Here is a 19,018-nt window from a genome sequence, read left to right on the forward strand (position 1 = left end):
GTCGGTGTATTCGCCGGCGCGGAACACGTCCGTAGCGGTGTGTTCCCCGCCCTCGTCGATCAGATCGAACGCGAAATCGACGCGCCCGTCGATCGATCCACCGCCGACGCGTGTCTCCATCACGTCGGGCTCTTTTTTCGGCACGCTCGAAAGATCGCGCGGGACCGTATGGGTGATGACCCGCACGTCGGCGAGGACGCCTCGATCGAGGGCCTCGCGGATTTTGCTTTCGGCGTCGCCGGACTGTTCTTCGGGTACGGAGAGCGCGCGACCGAGATCCTCGTGAACCTCGTCGGTCCAGTACTCGGTCAGCGGCCGCTTTCCGTACGGTGTGTCTTCGTAAGCTCGAACGGCGACAGCCCGCATCGGTGGCGTCTCGACGACGGTCACCGGGACGGTCTCCTCTTGACCCTCTCGGGGGGAGTTGGGCTCGTCGTTGATCGTCACGACGTGACTCATGCCCGCCTTATAGCCGGCAAAGCCCTGTAGCCCGGGCTGTCCCTCGTCGCCCGGCCAGGAGTTGAAACGCGGTATCTCGCTGGCCGCACGGCTTCGGGGGCTAAAGCCCATCGAGCCTTTTCGTGGTCTGCTTGGTTGTGGCATGTATCTCACTCCAGCGTGAGGGGCGCAAGCGTCGCGAACAGAGCCTCCTCCGTCCGGACGACCTCGCTACCCTGGTTCGGAACCGTATTGAGCCAAAGGTCGAACCGCGCGTGCGGTTCGTCGCCGATCGTCTCCGCGCGAGGCTCACAGCCGAGTATCTCCGGCAGCCCCCGCTGGGGGGCGCCGAAGGCGACCGTGAGACCGTCGCCGGCCGTCCGCTCGGCCAACTCGCCGAGCCGATCCACCGTCAACGCCTCGCCGAGCCGGGACGCGGCGATACGAACGCCGGCCTCGGACCGGGCGAGGGCGTCGTCGACGGCCGCGCGCTCGACGGCGAACCCCGGTGGGGGTTCGTCCACGAGCTTCGCGCGGACCGGCTCTCGCGAAGAGACCCTGATGGTGACGTGTTCCCCGGCCGAGACCGCCATCGACGGCGGCACCGGCAGAGAGATCGGGTGTTGCAGTCCGCAATTGACCCGGACACGCCCGTCAGGTCCGACCTCGGTCACGATTCCCTGTCTTAACGACCCCGAACCGTTCGATCCGGAGCCGGTCTGTGTGCGGACGCGGAGCGGCGGCAGGATGCCGGCGTACTCCAGTTCGTCCCGCCTGTCCCAGACCGCCTTTCGGAGGTAGGGTGGCGTGGCCGCGTACCGCAACACGGCGTCGACGAACCCGTCGTCGAACCGCCCGTCGTCGCCCCCGGGATCGGGGAAGACGACGAGGCGGTCCACCCGGAAGATCGTCGCCGCGCGGGCGACGTAGCCGAGTTTGCGAGTCGCCTCGCGTTTGTCCTCGGCCTCCCGGGTCAGCGACGACGGCACGAGTACGCTTCGCGTCATGCCGTAGCGCTTCCGCGTCCGTTCACGAGACTGTGACGATCATACCGAACCCACAGTTAAAAGTACCGCGGTATGCACCGGTCGTGGGCCGGGATGACAGGGCCGGGCGGGCGGCGCGCCCGCTCGGGAAACCGCCCGCGACCGGCGGTCCGCAAGCCTTTTGTTTGCCTCCGCGGTACGACCGGTTGCGAGGCGCGCGTCGGTAGTGTAGTGGTATCACGTGACCTTGCCATGGTCACAACCCGGGTTCAAATCCCGGCCGACGCACTCTCTGACGCCGTTTTTCGCTCTCATAGATCCGTTCGTGACACCGGAGTCCGCCCCGCTCGGGCGTCTGTCTCCGAGAGCAGCGCCTGCGCCGCGTTCCGGCCGCTTTCCATCGCGCCCTGTATCGACGACCACTCGGTGTAGTCGCCGGCGACGACGACCGGGCCGGCCGGCGCCTCAACGCCGGGGAGCTCCGCGCGAAACCCCGGCGGCTGGGCGAACTGCGCGAACTCGATCCGATCGGTGCCGACGCGCTCGAGGCCGCCGAAGTGGTTCTCGGGGAACCACGCCTCAAGCGCCTCCCGGACCGTCTCGGTCAGGGCGTCCGCGGAGGCGTCCGGCGAGCCGAGGAAGGTCGCACTCAGCAGCTGTCGGCCCTCGGGCGCGTACTCCGGCGCGGCGGCGCTCATCGGCGCAACGGTGTTCGGGCGGTCGTCGGCGGCGTTCAGGACGATCCGCGACCCGGTGTCGAGGGACTGATGGGCCGGAAGCGAGCAGTGAAGCGTCGTACAGCCCCTGGCGTCCGTCGGCGTCCGGACGCCACAGAGGTCGGCGGCGGTCGCCGGATCGGTCGCGACGACGGCGGCGTCCGGCGAGCGGTCGCCGTCCTCGGTCTCGACGGTGAGGCCGCCCTCGGGATCGACGTCGGTGACGGCGACGCCGGTTTCGACGCTCGCGCCGGCCTCTGTGGCCCGATCGCGGAGTTGTGCCGGGATCGCGGCCATGCCGTCGGCGGGGACGACCGTCTCGCCGGCCGAGAGCATCCGGAAGGTGTACTCGAAGACCGACCGGGACGTGCCGAGCGAGCGATCGAGCGTGATCCCGCCGTAGAACGGCTCCGCGAAGCGCTCGACGAAGGCCGTCGAGAACCCCCGGGAGGCGAGGTACTCCCGGATCGTCGCCTCGGGGCGGTCCTCGGCGTCGCCATCGAGGATGCCCTCGACGTCGCGGCCGAGCAGTTCGCGCTGGAGCGCGAACAGACGGAGCTTGTCGGCCGTCCGGACGTCGCGGTTCAGAAGCGTCGGGAGGGCGGCGCTCGGGTCGCCGAGCGGGTCGGCGAGCGTCGAGCGGTGGTCCGGCCACGCGATGGTCGCCCCGGGCGCGAACGCCCGCAGGTCGAGGGCGTCGTAGTCGAGTTCCCGCCGCGCGGCCGGGTACGCGGTGAAAAGCACCTGGAACCCGCGATCGAGGGTGAACCCGTCGACGGTTCGCGTTCGGACGCGCCCGCCGACCCGGTCGCGGCGCTCGAGTAGTTCGACTTCGGCGCCGGCCCCCGCGAGGTGCCGGGCGGCGACCAATCCGGCGAGGCCGCCGCCGGCGACGACGACGTGCATACCCCGGGTTCGGTCGGGACGGACAAACCGGTTTCCGTCCGCGATCGCGTCCGGCGGGAGGCCGACGTGGGAGTTATATCCGGCCCGCCCATACGACTGGTATGGGATTCGGAAAGCACCTGACGAACGGAGTGGTTTCGCTCGCGATCAGCGTCGCAGTCACCGTCGCCATGGCCGACGACGGCGACGGGCCGTGGGACCTGACCGAGGTCGCGCTTTCGGTCGCCGTCTCGGCGTTTCTCTCGGGCTTTTTCACCAGTTACTTTGCCGAGCGGTGACCCGGTCGTCGGCGCGGTCCGGCCCCTCATCGGGCGGATCCGTCGACGGCCGCGAAGGACAGGGCTTTGCCACCGGCGATCGAACGGTCGGGCATGACGAACTTCGAGGGGTTTCGCTGTACCGACTGCGGAGCGACGGTCACGGACGACGGCGCGACGCGCTGTCCGGAGTGTGCGGGATCGCTCGACGCGAGGTACGATCTCGGGTCGGTCGACATCGATCCGGCGGCGCTCGCCGGTCGGTCCGGCGGCTGGAAGCACCGCGAGTTGCTCCCGTTCGTCCCGGAGGGGATCGGCGAGGGTCAGACCCCGCTCGTCGAGGCCCCGCGGTTGGCCGAGGAGCTGGGCGTCGGCCGCGTGCTGATCAAAAACGAGGCGCACAACCCCACGGGGACGCTCACCGATCGAGGGCTGGCGCTGGTCGCCGAGGCGGCCGTCCGGGCCGACGCGGACACGCTCGCGCTGCCGACGACCGGTGACGGCGGCCAGTCGGCGGCCGCGTACGCCGCCAGGGCCGGGCTGCTCTCGCGGTCGTTCGTCCCGAGCCGGGCGACGTTCATCAACAAGGCGATGATAAACGTCCACGGCGGCGACATGCACGTCGTCGAGGGTCGCTTCGACGACGCCAGGGAGGCCTACGAGACAAAACGGGAGTCGATGCCGGCCGCCGAGTCCGAGGCGTGGTTCCCCGCGGGGCCGTTCGCGTCGCCGTTCCGTCACGAGGCCGCGAAGCCGGTCTACTACGAGATCGCGGAGGAGCTCGGCTGGGAGGCCCCCGACGCCGTGGTCGTCCCCGTCGGACACGGCGCGACGCTCGCCGGGGTCTGGAAGGGCGCCCGGGAGTTCGCCGAGACCGGACTCGTCGCCGAAACGCCGCGGCTGTACGCCGCCCAGCCCGACGGCTGTGCGCCCGTCGTCGAGGCGCTTGAGGCCGGCGGTGACCCCGAGCCCTGGGAGGTCCCCGACACCGTCGTCGGGAGCCTCGAGATCCCCGATCCGGCCGGCGGGCTCCCCGCCGCGGAGGCCGTTCGGGCGAGCGGCGGCGACGGGGTCGCTGTCGACGATCAGGACCTCCTCGACAGCGCCGCGACGATCGCCCAACACGAGGGCCTCGAGGTGTCGGTCGCCTGCGGGACGGCCGCCGCCGGCGCGTGGGATCTCGCCGACGACGGCGCCTTCGACGGCGACGAGACGGTCGTCGTCCTCAACACCGCGACCGGGAACAAGGACGCCGACATCGTTCGGAGCCGGCTGATGAGCCAGGGGATCTGATCGGCCGCGCCACGCTTTTGTGTCGCTACCCGGAACCACCAGCCGATGACGCTTCTGACGACCCTTGTCGCGGGGGTGCTCTTCGGGTTCGCCCTCGCCGCGCCGCCGGGGCCGATGAACGCCATCATCGCCGAGGAGTCCGTCCTCCGGGGGTGGGCGGCCGGGTTCAAGGCCGGCCTCGGCGCGATGACCGCCGACGTCGTCTTCTTTCTGCTGTCGCTGGGCGGCGTCGTCGCGTTCGTCCGGGACCTGCCGCGGGTCCGGGACGCGATGTTCTTCCTTGGCGGGCTGTTGATGCTGTATTTCGCCTACGGCGCGGTCGTCGGGACCGGAGGGGGGTTTCGGGGCGATGCGACCCCCGACAGCCGGGGGTTCTCGAAGGCGTTCGCGCTCTCGGTGACGAACCCGTACCAGATCCTCTTTTGGCTCACCGCCGGCGTCGGGCTGTTGACGCCCGGTCGCGTGGACGTGTTGGCGTACGCGAGCGGGTCGCTTTCGGGTCTCGTCGTCGTCGAAACCGGACACCCGGCGCTCGTGGTCGGCCTCTTCGGCGGCGTCTCGGCGTGGATCGTCGGGTTCCCCGCGACGCTCGCGGCCGCCGAGTCGCGGATGGAGTCGTTCGCCCCCGCCGTCGCCTACGGGAGCGCGGCCGTTCTCGCGGGGTTCGGCGTGTACTTTCTCGCGGGCGTGCTGTTACCGTGATCCCGGCTCGAAGGCGTCCATGCCGGCGATCTCGTCCTCAAGCCACTCCTTGAACCACCGGACGCGCTTGAGTCGCTGGTGGGCGATGCTCTCGGCGGTGTCGGAGCGGACCCGCGAGACGGCGTCCTCGCCGCGTTCGAGGACGCGCCCGATCATCTCGTTTGCGTCCATGTGCGTTCGGGACTCGTACCCCATCCGGAGGATCATGAGCGTCACCCCGTTCGCGCCGACCTTATCGAGGAGATCGGCCTCCATGAGACACCGGGTCTCGAGCGGCACGTCGTCGAGGTCGCCCTCGTAGGAGTGCTCGGCGACGGCGGCACAGACCTGCTCGATGAACGAATCCGGGTGGTCGGTCCGCGAGCGGAGGTACTCGCGGGCGACGCGGGCCCCGGCGTCGGCGTGGGCGTCCTGTTCGGCCTCGAGTTTCGCGATGTCGTGAAAGAGGGCGGCGACGCGGGTGACATCGACGTTCGCGCCCTCATCGGCGGCGATCTCGGCGGCGAGTTCGGTGACGTTGAGGACGTGGTTGTACCGGTAAGCGGCCGAATGCCACGGGTACCACCGCATCCGGCCCCCCTCGGTTTCGCTCTCGACGCTGGCTGCGAGGTAGTCGTGGACGAACCGCTTGATTTCCTCGATCTCCGCCTCGGAGACGGGCGATTCCCTTATTTCGACGCCCATGTATCCACCTCCGAAGTGTGAGTGAGTTGCACGGTGATCATCTTGCTGCGAAACACGTCGGTTCAACTCTTTAGGTTTACGACACGGAGCGGTACGCCCCGCGCTCCGGGGGGACAGGCGGCGGATCGGCCGCCGCCGGCCTCAGGGCGATCGGAGCGGGGCGACGTCGTCGGCGCGTCCCGACGTCGCCGCCTCGAGGTCCGAAACGGCGGCGTCGACGACCTCCTCGGGCGTCACGGCGGCGTTCGTCCACGCCGGCAGACGGGTGTCCGCCCCGGGCGGTTCGATGGCGTCGGCGTACGTTCCGATCTGCTCCCGTTCGCCGCTGCGGTCGTACTCCAGGCCGTTGAACGCGGCGTCGAGGGCGTAGGCGTCGACGAGCCGCTCCGCGCCCCTCCGGTAGCGGTCGGCGACCGTCGCGTAGTCCGGGTCGAGCCCGTTCTCCTCGACGGCCCGAAACAGCGCCGCCGCGACCTGTCGGGACATCTCCGAGAGCCCGCTCGGTCCCGAGACGGAGCGGTGATCGTGCTCGTGGACGCCGAGGTCGACCTGGGCGGTCCCGTCGGCGCCGGCGAGCCGGAAGGCCTCCCCGAGCGTGCCGACTTCGAGCCCCCAGCCCCGCTGCATCCGGACCCTCTCTGCGGTGCGGCCGGTCAGGGCGAACTCGCCGGCGAGCGCGTACCGGAACGCGCCAAGAAACCCGAGAACGGCCGCCTCGCTCGCCCGGGACAGCGCGTCGATAAGCGGGCGGTACAGCAGCCGGAACAGCCGGCCGTACAGCCGGTCGTTCTCGACGCGGGCGTAGTAGCCCTTCGAGAACGACATCCCCTGCGCCAGCGGAAAGAGCAGTTTCGGCACGTGTCGCTCGTCGTAGGTCTTCGCGTCGGCGTCGTGGACGACGACGTACTCGCTTTGGGCCGCGATCCCGAAGGCGAGCCACACGTCCCGTCCCTTCCCCCGCGCCCCGTCGAGTCCGGCCGAGGAGAGAAGCGATCCGAGACGGTCCCCGTCGCACCACAGGACCTCCAGCGAGAGATCGAACTCCGAGAGCCACTCGATGACGGCGTCGATGCGGTCGGCTGACGCGCGGAGCGGGACGACGACCCGCCCGGGATCGACCGTCTCGAGCGCCGAGAGCACCCGTTCTGCGGCCAGGCCGGCGTGTTCGCGTTCTGTCATCGGGACCACGACGGCCGCCTCGTCCGTCGGCGCGCTCGGCCGGGCGTCGCCGAAGTCGTGAAGCGTCGTCACGCGCTCCTGTACGTATTCCATCTACCGTCCTGAGGGGCGGCGCGTCGAAAAAGACCCGGCTTCCGGCATCGTCTACGCGGCGCCAATAGCGGGGAAGTCCCGGCCGCACGCCCCGGCCGCCCGGTTCGGAGGCCGACGGCGACGCCGGGGGACGCGCCGTCGTTTCGGGGGCGGACTACGCTCACGCGTCGTTCCGGTAGTCCTCGACGGCGGGGCGGTACCCCTCGCGGTAGGTCGGGTAGGAGAACTCGTATCCGAGTTCCCCGAGCCGGTCGTTCGAACAGCGCTTGCTCGTCAGGATCCGCCGCTCGGCGGGCTCCGAGAGCGCCGCCCCGTCGAGCCGTTCGGCTTTGCTCTGTTTCGGCGGGCGGGCGACGCCGCACTCGTCGGCGAGCCAGTCGGCGAAGTCGTGTTTGTCGACGGGTTCGTCGTCGACCGCGAGCAAGACCGGCTCCTCGGTCGCCTCAAGCGCGAACCGGACGATCCCGGCGGCGTCGTCCCGGTGGAGCATGTTCAGGTAGCCCTCGGTCACCGGGCCGTCGAGGTACCGCTGTAACCGGTAGCGGCCGGGACCGTACAGCCCGGCGAACCGGACAACCTGGCCGTCGATCCCATGTGCCGCGGCGTGCTCGCGGGCGACGCGTTCGGCCTCAAGGAGCACGCGCGTCTTTTCGGTCGTCGGCGTCGGCTCCGTCGTTTCGTCGACCCAGCCGCCGTTGTGATCGCCGTAGACGCCGGTGCTTGACGTGTATATCAGCCGCTCCGGCGGCGCGTCGCGCCCGCCGAAGACCTCGATCACCGTCTCGAGTCCGTCGACGTACACGCGCTCGGCCGCCGTCGGACCCCGCCCGCCCGAGGAGGCCGCAAACACGACAGCGTCGACGTCGGGGACGGCGGCGAGATCGGTGGCCTCGGTGAGGTCGGCCCGGACCGCCGTTGCGCCCGTCGCTTCGATGGCGTCGGCTCCGTCGGCAGAGCGCCGAACGCCGATGACTTCGTGATCGCCCGCGAGCTGACGTGCGAGTTCGAGCCCAACGTACCCACAGCCGATGATGCCGACCCGCACCGTCACCGCCTCCCGTCGATAAACTGCGACAACAGCGCGAACTCCCGAAGCGTCATCGGAAAGCGCCCCTCGACTTTCGATTGGATCTCCCGGGCCTCGAGTTCACCCTCGATACCGGACTCGACCGCTTCGACGTCCAGCACTGCGGTCGTCATGCCCATGAGAAGCTCCTCTCTCGCGAGCGTCGCAACCGTGTCGGAGTCCGGCGATCCCTCGGGGACCGCGAGGATGTCGGACGCCTCCTCGACGGTGAGTCCGGGCGTCTCGCCGGCCGCGAGCGACTCGATCGTCGCCGGGTCAACGTCGGTGGATTCGACGACCGTGCGGACGCCGTGGCTATCGATCACGTTTCGCACTTTTGTGACGTACCGGTCGTGCAGTTCCGCGACGGTCAGTTCACCGGGATCGGTGACGGCATCGTGGAGCATACCGCCGGTTCGGCCGCCGCCGTCAAGTAGCGTTCGGGCTCCGAGTGGTCCCCGGCCGCTCACCCGGGCCACCCGGACGAGTCCTGAATCATCGTTCCGTCCGTGTTTCCGACGCCGCGGGGTCCGGGCGGGACGACCACGACGACCGCGGTTCTCGTCCGGACCGAAACCCGGTCGGCGGTCCCGAGGTGGCGTTCCGCTCCTCGGTGCGTGACGGCGGCGGCACGGCCGTCTCGGAGGTAGGTTACGGACCCGGAGGCGTCCCCGCGGTCGGCCCGGACCGCGAACCGCTCGTAGGTCCCCGTGACGTTGACGTACCAGACGTTCGTCGTCGCGTACCAGTAGCCCGGAACGGGTGCGAGAGGCAGGCCGGCCGGCAGGGACCCAAGACGCTTCCCGAGCGCGCGTTTTCGCACGCGCTCGCTTTTCGTTTCGAGACCCTTCTCGACGGTGTCCTGGAGCTCCTCGCCGTACTCCTCGCGGATGCGGTCCTGCGTGTCCGTCGTCGGGGCCCGTCTGGGGCGGGCCGAGTCGGCTTCGAGCGCGGTGTCGAGCGTCGTTCGGAGACGCAGTTCGAGTCGGTCGGTCGTGACGGTGGCGGTTTCGGCTCCTGTCGCGCGTTCGACGGTCGTTCCGTTGGTGAGCATGAGCGCCTCCTCGGCCGTCGACGCCTCAGGGCTGAGCAGCCTGCGCGCCTCGCGCTCGCTGACGCCGGCGTCGATCAACTCGGCGAACAGCTCCCCGCGGACGAACGTGACGGCGGGCTCGACCGTCGCCTCGAGTCGGCCGCGCTCGGAGCCCTCAGCGGCCGAGAGCGTCCGGGCCGCCGTCGACAGCGGAACCCGCTGCGTTCCGAGCACCGGAAGCCGATCGAAGAGACCGCTTGCGACGTCGCCGTGCGGCGACGTGAACACGTTCACCGTCCTCGTCGCAAGCGGGTGGATCGTCCCGTCGCCGCGGCTGTCGATCCGGTCGCGGCTCAGTTCGCTCGTCGTGAGATAGGACGGCGCGGTGTCGACCGCAAACGAGAGGTTTCCGGCCGGATCGGTCAGCGGTTCGGGCTCCGGGCGCGTCGCCGCCCGGTGTGCCGCCATGGCACCGTCGAGTCGGTCGGTGTCGAGGTACTCTCCGAGTGCGCCCTCGATGCCGTCGCTGGCGCTGTCGCCGACGGATTCGCGCTCGTTCAGTTCCGTCTCCAGCGCGTCGAGATAGCGGATTTCGGCCGCCCGACGGGTCCGTGCGGGAGTCGATCGGTCCTCTGAGCCGAGGAGCGCGTCCCGCTCCGGGAGCGCCTCAGAGAGGCGGCGTGCGGGGTTCGTTCGGCCGGTTCCGACGGCCGTCGCCGGGAGCGTGACGGAGACGTTTCGGGTCTCATCGCGGATCGGGTACAGATCGCGCTCGACGTCGCGCCGCTCGAACGTCGGGTCGGCGGTCGCCGTGGCCATCGAGCGCACGGGGCGGCCGTGGGCGGCCGCCCTCGCGACGCGCCGGAAGCCGCCGGCCGAGGAGCGCGCCTGCGCCGTCGCCCGATCGGTCGCTTGCCGGAGGCGGCCGTCGAGGCGGCCCCGGGGGACGCCGTCGATCGGTTCGGTCCGGGCCTCCACACCGGTTCGAACCCGATAGGTCCGTTCGGAAACCGACTCCGTCCGCATCGTTTCGTTTTCCCCTTCCCACGTTCGGACGGTCGTTTCGGTGATCACGACCTCGAACGTCTCGCTGTCCCAGGTCCGCCAGCCGGCCGTGCCGACGGTCCGTCCGCCTGCGGTCGCGACCGACGTCGACTCGCTCGTTCGTTCGTCGACGAGCGTCCAGTCGCGGCCCGGCGAGTCGCCGTTCCGTTTGATCCGGCTTTGGAGCGTCGCGCTCGCCGTGACGCGAGCCTCGACCGTGTGTGTGCGTTCGATCGCCTCCGCCAGCTCGTCGTCGCCGGTGACGCCGATGAGATCGGCGAAGGCGTGGTCGGCCGACCCGTTGACGCCGACCGTGACGGTTGGGTCGTCCGGTTCATCCAGCCACGTTCCGACCGGCCGGTCGGCCGGCGGGGCGGGGCCGATCCTGTCGGCCCCCCGTAGTACGACGTCCTGCCACTCCTCGTCGCCGCCGGCACCGACGAGCAGGTCGGTCGTCGCAACGCGGCGGCCAGCGGCCGCGACTCCTCTGTGGCCGTCCGGATCGGCCTCGCCGAACACCGCGCGCTGCTCGGCCAGCAGCGCGTCGTTCGTTGCGAGTTCGACGTGTCTCGTCCCGAGTACGGTCGCGATCGGCGCACCGCCGTACTGGGCGTACCCCCGCGTCCAGACGATCGGATACAGCCGAGCGGTGAGGCGCCGCCCGAGTCCCTTCCGCGTTACCGGGGCTGTGGCCCGGCGCTCGAAGCGGTCGGTCCGGTCGTGCAACGACAGCGCCGGGTTCGCCACGACGAACGTGGGGCTGCGTTCGGCCGTCTCGACGGTCCGTCCGTCGCGCGTCGCAGAGAGCGTCACGCCGTCGATCTCGACGCGCAGAGCGGTCCCATCGTCGCCGACGCGGTCGATCTCGACGCGCTTGATCGCCCGCCGGTACCCCTCCGTCGTCGGTTCGACCGCGGGCAACGAGGCCCGAACGCTGATGCGGCCGCGCGTCGTTTCGGTCCCCGAGAGCCGTTCGGCGGCGCGCACGTAGATGCGGAGTCTCAACGCGTCCCGGTATGACGCGTCCTCGCTCAACGCCTCGCCCGCGGTCGTCGCCGCCGGCGTGATAACCGGGTCGATCGCCGCCGCCGTCGCCGCTTCGTCCGCGGCGCCCCGGAGTTCGGTCACCGCGGCCGCCGTCGTGCCGTCCATCGCGCGGTCGATGTCCGGGCGTCGATCGCGGTCGCCGGGGACGACGCTCACCGAGAGCGTCGTCGCGGTGACCAACAGCAGGACGCCGACGAGCGCGAACGGAACGCGGCCTCTGTCGTTCACGCGTCCCACCGCCGCACGACGAGTTCGATGCTGCCGACCGCGGTGGCATCGCGTGCCACCCGAACGGACGGATAGCCGGCCTCGAGATCGGATTCCACGCGATCGCCGAGGGCGCGCGCGAGCCGTTCGTTCGCCGCCCTCGTGTCGGCCGCGGCGAGTTCGCTCCCGACGGTAACGCCGAGGACGGCCGCGATGACCCGGTACCGATCCGCCGTTCGGCGAGCGGTCCGCGGATCGAGGAGTTCGGCTCGGGTCCGTTCGGGGGGGAACAGGTGTTCGATATACGCGGCCGAGAGCGACGCCGCAAGCGAGTCGAACCCGCCGGCCGCGTCCGGTTCGACGATACCGCTGTCGACGGTTCGTCGCGTCGTCGACACGTCGGCAGTCGCGGGCGGAGCCGAACCGACCGCGATCCGACCGTGGAGTGACGCGTTCGGATACGGTTCCCAGCGCGCAGTGACGTACGCCCGTTCGTCCGTGTGGTTCCGGACCGCCCGATCGACGGTGTCGGGATACGTCGACGCGAGGAGTCGATCGCCGCCGATCGAACCGCTTTCCAGCGCCGCTCGGCTCAGATGTTCGGCGAACGTGCCGTGAGACCGTCGATCGCCGGCGACCTCGACGGCGGCCGTGGTCGTCACAAGGGAGTTCGCAACGGTGTCCGCGTTCGGCTCGGAGGGGTCGCGCTCCTCGGGGACCGCGAGGACGAGCGTCGACGCCGCCGCACCGATCAACAGCAGACAGACCGAGACGTCCAGGACGGTGCTCACCGCGCGGGCCACGTGCACACCTCCAGGGTTCCCGGTCGGACCCGTCCGGGGGCGACGCGGACCGTTACCGACCGCACGAGACAACTCGAGCGCTCCGGCGGCGTCGGTCCGCTGTGCCAGACCGCGCCGTCGGCTCGAACCGTCGCCCGCAGGCCGTGTCCGCGCGGGCGGGAAGCGGCCACGGCGTCGTCGATCGGCGGACGGACCGCGCCGAAGGAGGAACTCTCCGCGAGGATCCGCTCGGTCGCCGCGGGCGTTATCTCGCTCGTCGGCGACAACAGCGGAAGCGTCGCATCCAGCGCGCCGACGTACACCGACAGGCCCGCCCCGAGAGCGAACACGGCAACGAGCGCCGCCAGCGGCTCCGTCTGTCCGCTATCCCGCGAGGACGACATCGGATCCCCCCGAGTTGACCCGGCGAACGACGAGTTCGTCGGCCCCACGCCACTGCGGTGCGTCCCGACGGGCGCGCGCGGCCCGGCGCTCGAACGCGTCGAACGTCCCGAACACGCGCGTCGGTGGTTTCCCGTGGAGGACCGCATCGAGTTTCGTGTCCCCGACGACGGGCGTCACCGGACCGTAGCCGAACGCCGCGTGGGTTGTGCCCCCCGCGCCGCGGAGCGAGATCGAATCGGCGCCGAGACGAACGGCCTCGGCGTTCGAAAGCGGGTGCCTGCCGACCGCAGCGTGGTCGCTCGCGGCGACGCTGTCGACGGTGCGCGCGCTCCCGGACGCGTCGGGCGGCGGCGCCGACGGCAGGAGTCCGACGACGCCGAGCGCCGTGCTGCTCACCACTGCAAGTCCGATCCAGACGTACCACGCGTCGAGCGGGACATCGAACATGGGCCGTCTGGCCTGGCTCTCAGTTATAAACCTCCGGAGACGGACGTCGTCACCGAGACGGCGACGAGGTACGTACCGGTCGCCGTACAGAGCGCCGCGCCGATCCGGTACCCGACCGTCGCGCGATCGAGGCCGCGTCCTAGCCCCGTCGAGATCGCGGTGAGAACCACCGCGAGGAGCAGGACGTACGCGCCGATCGCGAGACCGAGTCCGGCCGTTTCCGGCGCGCCGCCGCCGAGGGCGTCGGTGGTTCCGACGCTGTCGGCGAGCGCGACGGTTGCACCGCCGACGAGCGGCCCGAAGAAGGCGGCCGTGTTCGAGAGCGTCGACGTCACGCGACCGAGGCTCCGGTGGGCCTCCCGCTCGACGCGCTGGAGTTCGTTGAGATGATCGGCCGTCTCGACCAGCGCCCGGCCGGCCGGTGGACCGGCGCCCGCGGCAATGCCGAGGAGCCGCGCTGCGCTTTCGGCGCGCTGGCTGGGAACGGTCTCGAGCGCGCCGTGCTCGCCGAGAAAGGCCGTCTCGATGCCGACGCGGAGTTGGCGCTGGCGTCTGGCCGCCGCCTCGAACGTCTCGCCTGCGATGCCGCCGAGTTCGTCGGCCGCGTCGGCGACCGCCCGTTCGACGGCGATCCCGTCTGAGACGCGGCGGCCGACGAGATAGAGCGCGTCCGGGAGCGCGTTCTCGAGTTCGCTCGTGCGTTTCCGAACCGCGACCGTCGGGCGGTACCGGACCAGAAGCGACGCGCCGGCGCCGAGGCCGACAGCGGCGAGCGGCGGCGTCCACGGCGCGAGGGCCGCGCGAGCGCCGAGCCACCCAGAGAGGGCGGCCGAAACGCCGGCGGCGACGCAGAGAACCGGCCGGGTCGTGTCGCTCTGTGCCGTCGACGGCGGGAAGGCAACGGGACGCGTCGAGAGGAGCCAGCCGCCGGCACAGATCAGTCCGGCCGGCAGAAGCAGGTCGTACACCGCGACGACGACCGGGAGGGTCGCTTCGACCCCGGCCGCGCCGGCGGCCGGCAGCACGCTGACGAGCGCGAGCGGGAGGAGGACGCCGAATGCGTACAGGGCGGTCGCAGGGCCGCGAAGCGAGTCCGCCGCGCGGCTCGCGCGGTCCTTCGTCCCCTCGAGGATCGCGTCTGTCGCGCGATCGAGCGTCCGGTCTCGCTCGTCGGGCGGCGCGTCCGCCGCGGCCTCGACGATCGTCACAGAGCGGTGGAGGGCCGGAAAGCGCTCCCGCCAGGCGTCGGCGAACGGACCGAGCCCGGACGCCGGCGTGCCGCGTGCGCGGGCGACGTGGTCGGCGAGACGATCGCCGAGTCGGCCCCGCGTCTCGGCCGCGAACGCCGCCGCGTCCTCCGCGGTCGGCGCGATCCGCATCCGGAGGACCGCGCGGCCGACGAGGGTCGGTGCGGTGCCGAGCGTCCGACTCCGGCGGGCGTTTCCGAGCGCGACGAGTCCGCCGCGGGCGAGCAGCGACGCCCCGTAACCGGCGACGACGGCGAGAGCGAGGACCGATAGCCGCCCGAACGCGACCGCACCGATCGCCCAGCAGAGTCCGGCGAAGACCCCGATCGCATCGGTGACGGCGACGAGCGCACGAGCGTCGCGGTCGAGAAACGGCTCCACGTCCCGTACCGGGTCCGGGAGCGACTCCCTCGGAGAGACGGACGCGAGTCCGCGCGCCGCCGCCATCGGAGGAACCGTCGTCACGGCAGCGCCCGCGCTCGGCGCTCGATCGCGTCGCGGACGTCCGAGACCGGTTCCGTCGGACCGCGGAAGGAATCGAGCGCGTCGTCGTCGGTCAGCGCGTCGGTCCCGTCGTCGGCGTCGTACAGCGCCTCGAAGTCGACGCCGTCCTCGCCCCGGCGAACGGCCTCGATCGTCGCGAGGCGGCGTTGTCGCCCCTCGGAACCATCGTAGGCTTCGACCGTGACCACGAGGTCCGTGTCGGCGAAGGCCGATTCCGGAACGCCGAGGTCGGTGACGACGCGCTCCCTGACCGACTCGCCGCCGCCGCCGTGGATCGTCCCGAGGACGGATCCGTCGGCGGCCCCAACCCGCATCGCCTCGTAGAGCACCTGCGCTTCCTCGCCGCGGACCTCGCCGACGACCAACGCCCCGTCACCGAGTCGGAGGGCGGTTCTGAGCGCGTCGGTGGCCTCGATCGACGCCCCGCCGTCGGTTGAGACCCGAAGCGGCTGGACGTCCCGCTCGTCGGCCTGCAGTTCGGCGATCGGGAGCTCAGGGGTGTCCTCGATCGCAACCGTTCTGACGTCGGGCGGGATCTCCCACAGCAGCGCGCCCAAAAGGGTCGTTTTGCCGGCGCCGCGGGCCCCGGCGAGAAGCGTCGCAGCACCGCGGGCAGTCGCGACGGCGAGGAAGGCCGCAGCCCGCCGGGGAAGCGTTCCGTTGTCGACCAGGTCGGCCAGCCGAAACGCCGACTCGTCGTGTGCGCGAAATGTAAACCCGGTTCCGGTGCTGACGGGGTCGGTGACGCCGGCGACCCGTATCCGCCGCCCCGAGGCATCGGCCGTCGCGGCGAGCGTCGGGTCAGCCTGTGAGAACGCCCGACCGCTGGACCGGCGAAACCGCGAGGCGAGCGCCGAGACGCCCTCCTCGGTCAGTCTGACGTTCGTCCGGAGCGTCTCGCCGTCGCACCGGACCCGGAGCCTGTTTTCGCTCACGGGGGCGGTCGCGAAGGCGTCGGTGACCCCAGGGTCGGCGAAGCAGTCGTCGAGCACGCCGAGGCCGCGGGTGTGTTTCGAGAGCGCGCTCGCGATGGTTTCGACCGGCTGGTCGTCCGCCGCGACCGACCGAACCGCACGCGACGGCGCGCGCTCGCCGCCGGTGACGGCGCCGCGGGCCAGGCGTCGGTGGGCGGCCGCAAGCGTCGCGGTCGCGGCGGCGTCGAGGCGGTGTTCGGCGGGGGTGATGTGGTACGTTCCCAGCGGGTCGCCGCCGTACTTTCGGACGACAGCGCCGGTATCGAGTTCGTACCGCGCTCGCAGGGTCGCGCCGGGCGGCGACCGGGTCGCGACCCGCGAGCGGGCGACCGTCGGCCCAACGTGCGGCCGCAGCGTCGTCGCGTAGTCGCTTCCCAGAAACGCGGCTACCCCGGTCTCGGCGACGAGTCGGGCGACGGCGTCCCCGCGGCCGACGGCCGCCCGTCCGGCACCAAGAGGGTCCCCGCGGGCGCGCTCTGCCAGCGCCTCGTCGTGAAACCCGACGGCGTCCGCGAACCGTCCGGCCGCGACGAGCAGGTCCGCAGCCCCGTCCTCGTAGGCCCGCTCGAAACCGTTCGCGCGGGTGTGGACCGTCTCAACGTCCCGCTGCTCCAGCGCCTCGATCGCCGTTCGGCGGCAGGCCGGCTCCTCGGCGAGGCGTCCGGCGCCGGGGCACGGTTCGCTCTCGATCCGGAGGCGATCGGTCTCGAGCGTCGGTTCGCAGGCACAATCGGGATCCGAGGGGAGTAACGCGTCGAGCACGGGGCGTCTGGTCGCGCGATCCGATTTAAACCGACGGGTCCAGCGGGCGCGCAACGACGACCGCGTCGCCGTCGATCCGGCGGAGCGACAACCGGATGCGCGCCCGGTCGGTGAGAACGATGGATGATTCGACGCGGAGTTCGACCGGGAGACCGACGCTTCGGTTCGGCCCGTCGATCGGCTCCCAGCGCAGTTCGTCGCGGCGGATCCGCACCCGCCCGCCGTCGGCGAATGTCGGCTGCGGAACGTCGATCGAAACCGTGATCGCGGCCGGCGTTCGGCCGGGGGCGACCGGATCGTTCTCGGCGGCGAGTCGCGCCGCCCGGTCGGCGATCGCCTCCAGTTCGGCGGTCGCGAGCGCGGCGTTTCGCTCGCGGTCGGCGCGCTCGGCGCTCGGAAGGGCGGCCCCGAGAAGCGCCGAACTCAACACAACGGCGACGACGACGCGGATCACAGGCGGTTTCGGAGCCGACCGAGCGCGCCCGACGCGTCGGCAGAGTCGTCCCCCGGATCGCGGTCGGGGTCGGGGTCGTGATCGGGGTCAGGGTCGGCCTCGGTCGGCCCGACGTGGCGCTCGAGCGCCTCGGCCCGTCGGAGGGCGCGGTCGGCGCGCCGCTCGACGTCCTCGTTGACGGCCCGCACGGAGCCGACGTACCCGCGAAGCGCCTGCACGGCGGCTTCGAGTTCGGCGACCCGCGTTTCGATCTCGTCCAGTTCGTCGACTCGTTCCACGGATCGTTCGTCCGTGAGCGCCCGCTCGACGGCGTCGAGCCGGCGTTCGACGGATTCGCGGTCGAGGTCTGACGGTGCCACGCGGCGAGGTGGTCGCGTGCTCGGTGATAAACGCTCGGTCGCGGGTTACACCAGCGACGCGCCGTCGAACTCGCGGCGGTCGATCTCGATGTCGAGGAGATCCAGAATCGTCGGCGGGATGTCGTAGAGGTCGGCGTCGTCGATCGTCGCGGCGGCGTCGTCGACGAACAGACACGCGTTCTCGAAGCTGTGCATGCCGTTTCGCGGTCCGGTGTCGAAGACCTTCTCGCCCCCGCGGAACCCGGATTTGAGGTCGAACCCGTCGTTCGGGATGACGACAAGGTCGGGTGCGATGTCATCGTGGTCGCCCCGGAAGGCGTCCTCACACGTCACGACGCGCTCCGCAACGGGGCGTCCGTCGGGGCCCTCGAGCCCTTCGAGGTCGGCTTTGAGTTCGGCCCGAACCGACTCGTAGTCCTCCTGTGGGACCGATCCCCGCGGCTCGCGGCCCTCCAGGTTGAGATAGAACCGGCCGGGGATGAGCGAGTACGCCCGGGTGTCGTCGGCGATGTCACCGAGACCGTCGTGATCGTCGCCGTCGAAGGAGAGCCACCCCTCCCGTTCGAGCCAGACGTTGCACTTGACCTCGTGATCGAGCGACGTGAAGCCGTGGTCCGACGCGACGACCATCGTCGTCTCGTCGTCCAGCATGCTGCGGAGTTCCCCGAGGTAGCCGTCGAGTTTCTCGTAGAACTCGAGGAACTCCTCTCTGTACTCGCCGTCCTCGGCGTAGTGTTTGAACAGGAAGTGGTTCACGCGATCGGTCGTCATGAACACGCCGAAAAAGAGGTTCCAGTCGTCCTCCTCGACGTAGTGTTTGAACGCCTCGAAGCGGGCCTCAAGAGTCCGGTGGGCGTCCTCGATGAACTCCGATTTGTCCTCCTTGTGGCCGAGTTTGGCGTTGACGTCGATCTTGTAATCGAGCTCCTCGAGCGTCGCCCGGAGTTCGTCCGGATACGCCGCCTTCTCGACGCCGGGCGAGAGGAAGCCGCTTACCATCCGCTGGATGTCCCGGTCCGGCGGGAACGTGACGGGGACGTTCAGGACCGTCGCCTCGCCGCCGGTGTTGTCGACGCGGGACCAGATCCGGGTCGCCTGCACGTCCTGTCCCATCGGAACGTACGTGTCGTAGCTTCCGTTTTCGCGGTCCTGGAAGCCGTACACGCCGGTTTCGCCCGGGTTGACGCCCGTCGTCAGCGCCGGCCAGCAGGCGCTCGACTCGGGCGGCACGATGGAGTCGATTGAACCGCCGGCGGACATCTCGTGGAGGTTCTCGAAGGTGTCCTCGTTGTCGGCGATCAGTGAGTACGGTACGCCGTCGATGCCGAAGAAGGCGACCCGAGGGCCGTCGCCGCCGCGGAGCCGATCGAACAGTCCCATACGCCCGTCTGGGAGAGGGAGTTACAAGAAGTTTCGTTTCGCGCCTGAGACCG

Annotated in this window: 19 protein-coding genes and 1 tRNA gene; 4 read left to right on the forward strand and 16 right to left on the reverse strand. The window is 70.8% G+C overall.

Annotated features, from left to right (window positions below; all coding sequences use genetic code 11):
• Positions 1-603: 50S ribosomal protein L3 (gene rplC / locus Q0916_RS02030; RefSeq protein ID WP_299233662.1), on the reverse strand; the 603-nt coding region annotated here is incomplete at its 3' end.
• 5 nt (positions 604-608) lie between these two features.
• On the reverse strand, positions 609-1,445 hold the full coding sequence (locus tag Q0916_RS02035) for an RNA methyltransferase (RefSeq protein ID WP_299233664.1): 837 nt from the start codon (positions 1,443-1,445) through the stop codon (positions 609-611).
• Positions 1,446-1,641: 196 nt separating this feature from the next.
• On the opposite strand from Q0916_RS02035, the gene Q0916_RS02040 reads away from it, so the two are divergent.
• Positions 1,642-1,712 (forward strand) — tRNA-Gly (locus Q0916_RS02040).
• A 23-nt stretch (positions 1,713-1,735) separates the two neighbouring features.
• Here the strand turns inward: Q0916_RS02040 and Q0916_RS02045 are convergent.
• The gene (locus tag Q0916_RS02045; RefSeq protein WP_299233667.1) at positions 1,736-3,046 is read right to left on the reverse strand and encodes an NAD(P)/FAD-dependent oxidoreductase; all 1,311 of its coding nucleotides are present in this window, start codon (positions 3,044-3,046) and stop codon (positions 1,736-1,738) included.
• A gap of 101 nt (positions 3,047-3,147) precedes the next feature.
• Between Q0916_RS02045 and Q0916_RS02050 the strand changes: the two genes are divergently transcribed.
• The 3 genes from Q0916_RS02050 to Q0916_RS02060 all read left to right on the forward strand — a co-directional run bounded on the left by Q0916_RS02050 (position 3,148) and on the right by Q0916_RS02060 (position 5,298).
• Positions 3,148-3,324: a hypothetical protein gene (locus Q0916_RS02050; RefSeq protein ID WP_299233669.1), complete on the forward strand. Its 177-nt coding sequence runs from the start codon at positions 3,148-3,150 to the stop codon at positions 3,322-3,324.
• Positions 3,325-3,417: 93 nt separating this feature from the next.
• Positions 3,418-4,596 carry a threonine synthase gene (locus Q0916_RS02055; protein ID WP_299233671.1) on the forward strand — a complete coding sequence of 393 codons (1,179 nt, stop codon included), beginning with the start codon at positions 3,418-3,420 and terminating at the stop codon, positions 4,594-4,596.
• A 45-nt stretch (positions 4,597-4,641) separates the two neighbouring features.
• Entirely contained in the window at positions 4,642-5,298 is a 657-nt protein-coding gene (locus tag Q0916_RS02060) for a LysE family translocator (RefSeq protein ID WP_299233674.1), read from the forward strand.
• Here Q0916_RS02060 and Q0916_RS02065 read toward each other — a convergent pair.
• The 13 genes from Q0916_RS02065 to Q0916_RS02125 form a co-directional block, all read right to left on the reverse strand.
• Complete coding sequence (locus Q0916_RS02065) at positions 5,290-5,982, reverse strand: HD domain-containing protein (protein ID WP_299233677.1); 693 nt, start codon at positions 5,980-5,982, stop codon at positions 5,290-5,292. The genes Q0916_RS02060 and Q0916_RS02065 overlap by 9 nt on opposite strands.
• A 141-nt stretch (positions 5,983-6,123) precedes the next feature.
• A complete protein-coding gene (locus tag Q0916_RS02070; RefSeq protein WP_299233680.1) occupies positions 6,124-7,254 on the reverse strand; it encodes a glycosyl transferase family 2 in 1,131 nt (376 codons plus the stop codon).
• 160 nt (positions 7,255-7,414) lie between these two features.
• Complete coding sequence (locus Q0916_RS02075; RefSeq protein WP_299233994.1) at positions 7,415-8,299, reverse strand: SDR family oxidoreductase; 885 nt, start codon at positions 8,297-8,299, stop codon at positions 7,415-7,417.
• A gap of 2 nt (positions 8,300-8,301) precedes the next feature.
• Entirely contained in the window at positions 8,302-8,727 is a 426-nt protein-coding gene (locus tag Q0916_RS02080; protein WP_299233683.1) for a DUF5791 family protein, read from the reverse strand.
• Between the two features lie 59 nt (positions 8,728-8,786).
• Complete coding sequence (locus tag Q0916_RS02085; RefSeq protein WP_299233686.1) at positions 8,787-11,672, reverse strand: DUF7286 family protein; 2,886 nt, start codon at positions 11,670-11,672, stop codon at positions 8,787-8,789.
• The gene (locus tag Q0916_RS02090; protein WP_299233689.1) at positions 11,669-12,460 is read right to left on the reverse strand and encodes a DUF7284 family protein; all 792 of its coding nucleotides are present in this window, start codon (positions 12,458-12,460) and stop codon (positions 11,669-11,671) included. The genes Q0916_RS02085 and Q0916_RS02090 overlap by 4 nt, the downstream gene beginning before the upstream one ends.
• Complete coding sequence (locus tag Q0916_RS02095; RefSeq protein ID WP_299233691.1) at positions 12,439-12,837, reverse strand: DUF7285 family protein; 399 nt, start codon at positions 12,835-12,837, stop codon at positions 12,439-12,441. The genes Q0916_RS02090 and Q0916_RS02095 overlap by 22 nt, the downstream gene beginning before the upstream one ends.
• Entirely contained in the window at positions 12,818-13,285 is a 468-nt protein-coding gene (locus Q0916_RS02100; RefSeq protein WP_299233693.1) for a DUF7283 family protein, read from the reverse strand. Before Q0916_RS02100 ends, Q0916_RS02095 begins: the two co-directional genes overlap by 20 nt.
• Before the next feature lie 23 nt (positions 13,286-13,308).
• Positions 13,309-14,979: a type II secretion system F family protein gene (locus tag Q0916_RS02105; protein WP_299233695.1), complete on the reverse strand. Its 1,671-nt coding sequence runs from the start codon at positions 14,977-14,979 to the stop codon at positions 13,309-13,311.
• A 14-nt stretch (positions 14,980-14,993) separates the two neighbouring features.
• A complete protein-coding gene (locus tag Q0916_RS02110; protein ID WP_299233697.1) occupies positions 14,994-16,772 on the reverse strand; it encodes an ATPase, T2SS/T4P/T4SS family in 1,779 nt (592 codons plus the stop codon).
• A 25-nt stretch (positions 16,773-16,797) separates the two neighbouring features.
• A complete protein-coding gene (locus Q0916_RS02115) occupies positions 16,798-17,226 on the reverse strand; it encodes a DUF7311 family protein (protein WP_299233699.1) in 429 nt (142 codons plus the stop codon).
• Positions 17,223-17,585, reverse strand: a complete 363-nt coding sequence (locus Q0916_RS02120; protein ID WP_299233701.1) for a DUF7310 family coiled-coil domain-containing protein — start codon at positions 17,583-17,585, stop codon at positions 17,223-17,225. The genes Q0916_RS02115 and Q0916_RS02120 overlap by 4 nt, the downstream gene beginning before the upstream one ends.
• Before the next feature lie 45 nt (positions 17,586-17,630).
• Positions 17,631-18,965: an alkaline phosphatase family protein gene (locus tag Q0916_RS02125; RefSeq protein ID WP_299233703.1), complete on the reverse strand. Its 1,335-nt coding sequence runs from the start codon at positions 18,963-18,965 to the stop codon at positions 17,631-17,633.
• Between the last annotated feature and the right edge of the window lie 53 nt (positions 18,966-19,018).

It is taken from the genome of Natronomonas sp., assembly GCF_028274965.1.
Lineage (GTDB): Archaea > Halobacteriota > Halobacteria > Halobacteriales > Haloarculaceae > Natronomonas.

What these genes read in the sequence shown, in the direction of transcription:
- Q0916_RS02045 (WP_299233667.1), bottom strand. Translation starts at nt 3,046, where the DNA reads ATGCACGTCGTCGTCGCCGGCGGCGGCCTCGCCGGATTGGTCGCCGCC.
- Q0916_RS02035 (WP_299233664.1), bottom strand. Translation starts at nt 1,445, where the DNA reads ATGACGCGAAGCGTACTCGTGCCGTCGTCGCTGACCCGGGAGGCCGAG.
- Q0916_RS02095 (WP_299233691.1), bottom strand. Translation starts at nt 12,837, where the DNA reads ATGTCGTCCTCGCGGGATAGCGGACAGACGGAGCCGCTGGCGGCGCTC.
- Q0916_RS02065 (WP_299233677.1), bottom strand. Translation starts at nt 5,982, where the DNA reads ATGGGCGTCGAAATAAGGGAATCGCCCGTCTCCGAGGCGGAGATCGAG.
- Q0916_RS02070 (WP_299233680.1), bottom strand. Translation starts at nt 7,254, where the DNA reads ATGGAATACGTACAGGAGCGCGTGACGACGCTTCACGACTTCGGCGAC.
- Q0916_RS02055 (WP_299233671.1), top strand. Translation starts at nt 3,418, where the DNA reads ATGACGAACTTCGAGGGGTTTCGCTGTACCGACTGCGGAGCGACGGTC.
- Q0916_RS02050 (WP_299233669.1), top strand. Translation starts at nt 3,148, where the DNA reads ATGGGATTCGGAAAGCACCTGACGAACGGAGTGGTTTCGCTCGCGATC.
- Q0916_RS02060 (WP_299233674.1), top strand. Translation starts at nt 4,642, where the DNA reads ATGACGCTTCTGACGACCCTTGTCGCGGGGGTGCTCTTCGGGTTCGCC.
- Q0916_RS02100 (WP_299233693.1), bottom strand. Translation starts at nt 13,285, where the DNA reads ATGTTCGATGTCCCGCTCGACGCGTGGTACGTCTGGATCGGACTTGCA.
- Q0916_RS02125 (WP_299233703.1), bottom strand. Translation starts at nt 18,965, where the DNA reads ATGGGACTGTTCGATCGGCTCCGCGGCGGCGACGGCCCTCGGGTCGCC.
- Q0916_RS02105 (WP_299233695.1), bottom strand. Translation starts at nt 14,979, where the DNA reads ATGGCGGCGGCGCGCGGACTCGCGTCCGTCTCTCCGAGGGAGTCGCTC.
- Q0916_RS02080 (WP_299233683.1), bottom strand. Translation starts at nt 8,727, where the DNA reads ATGCTCCACGATGCCGTCACCGATCCCGGTGAACTGACCGTCGCGGAA.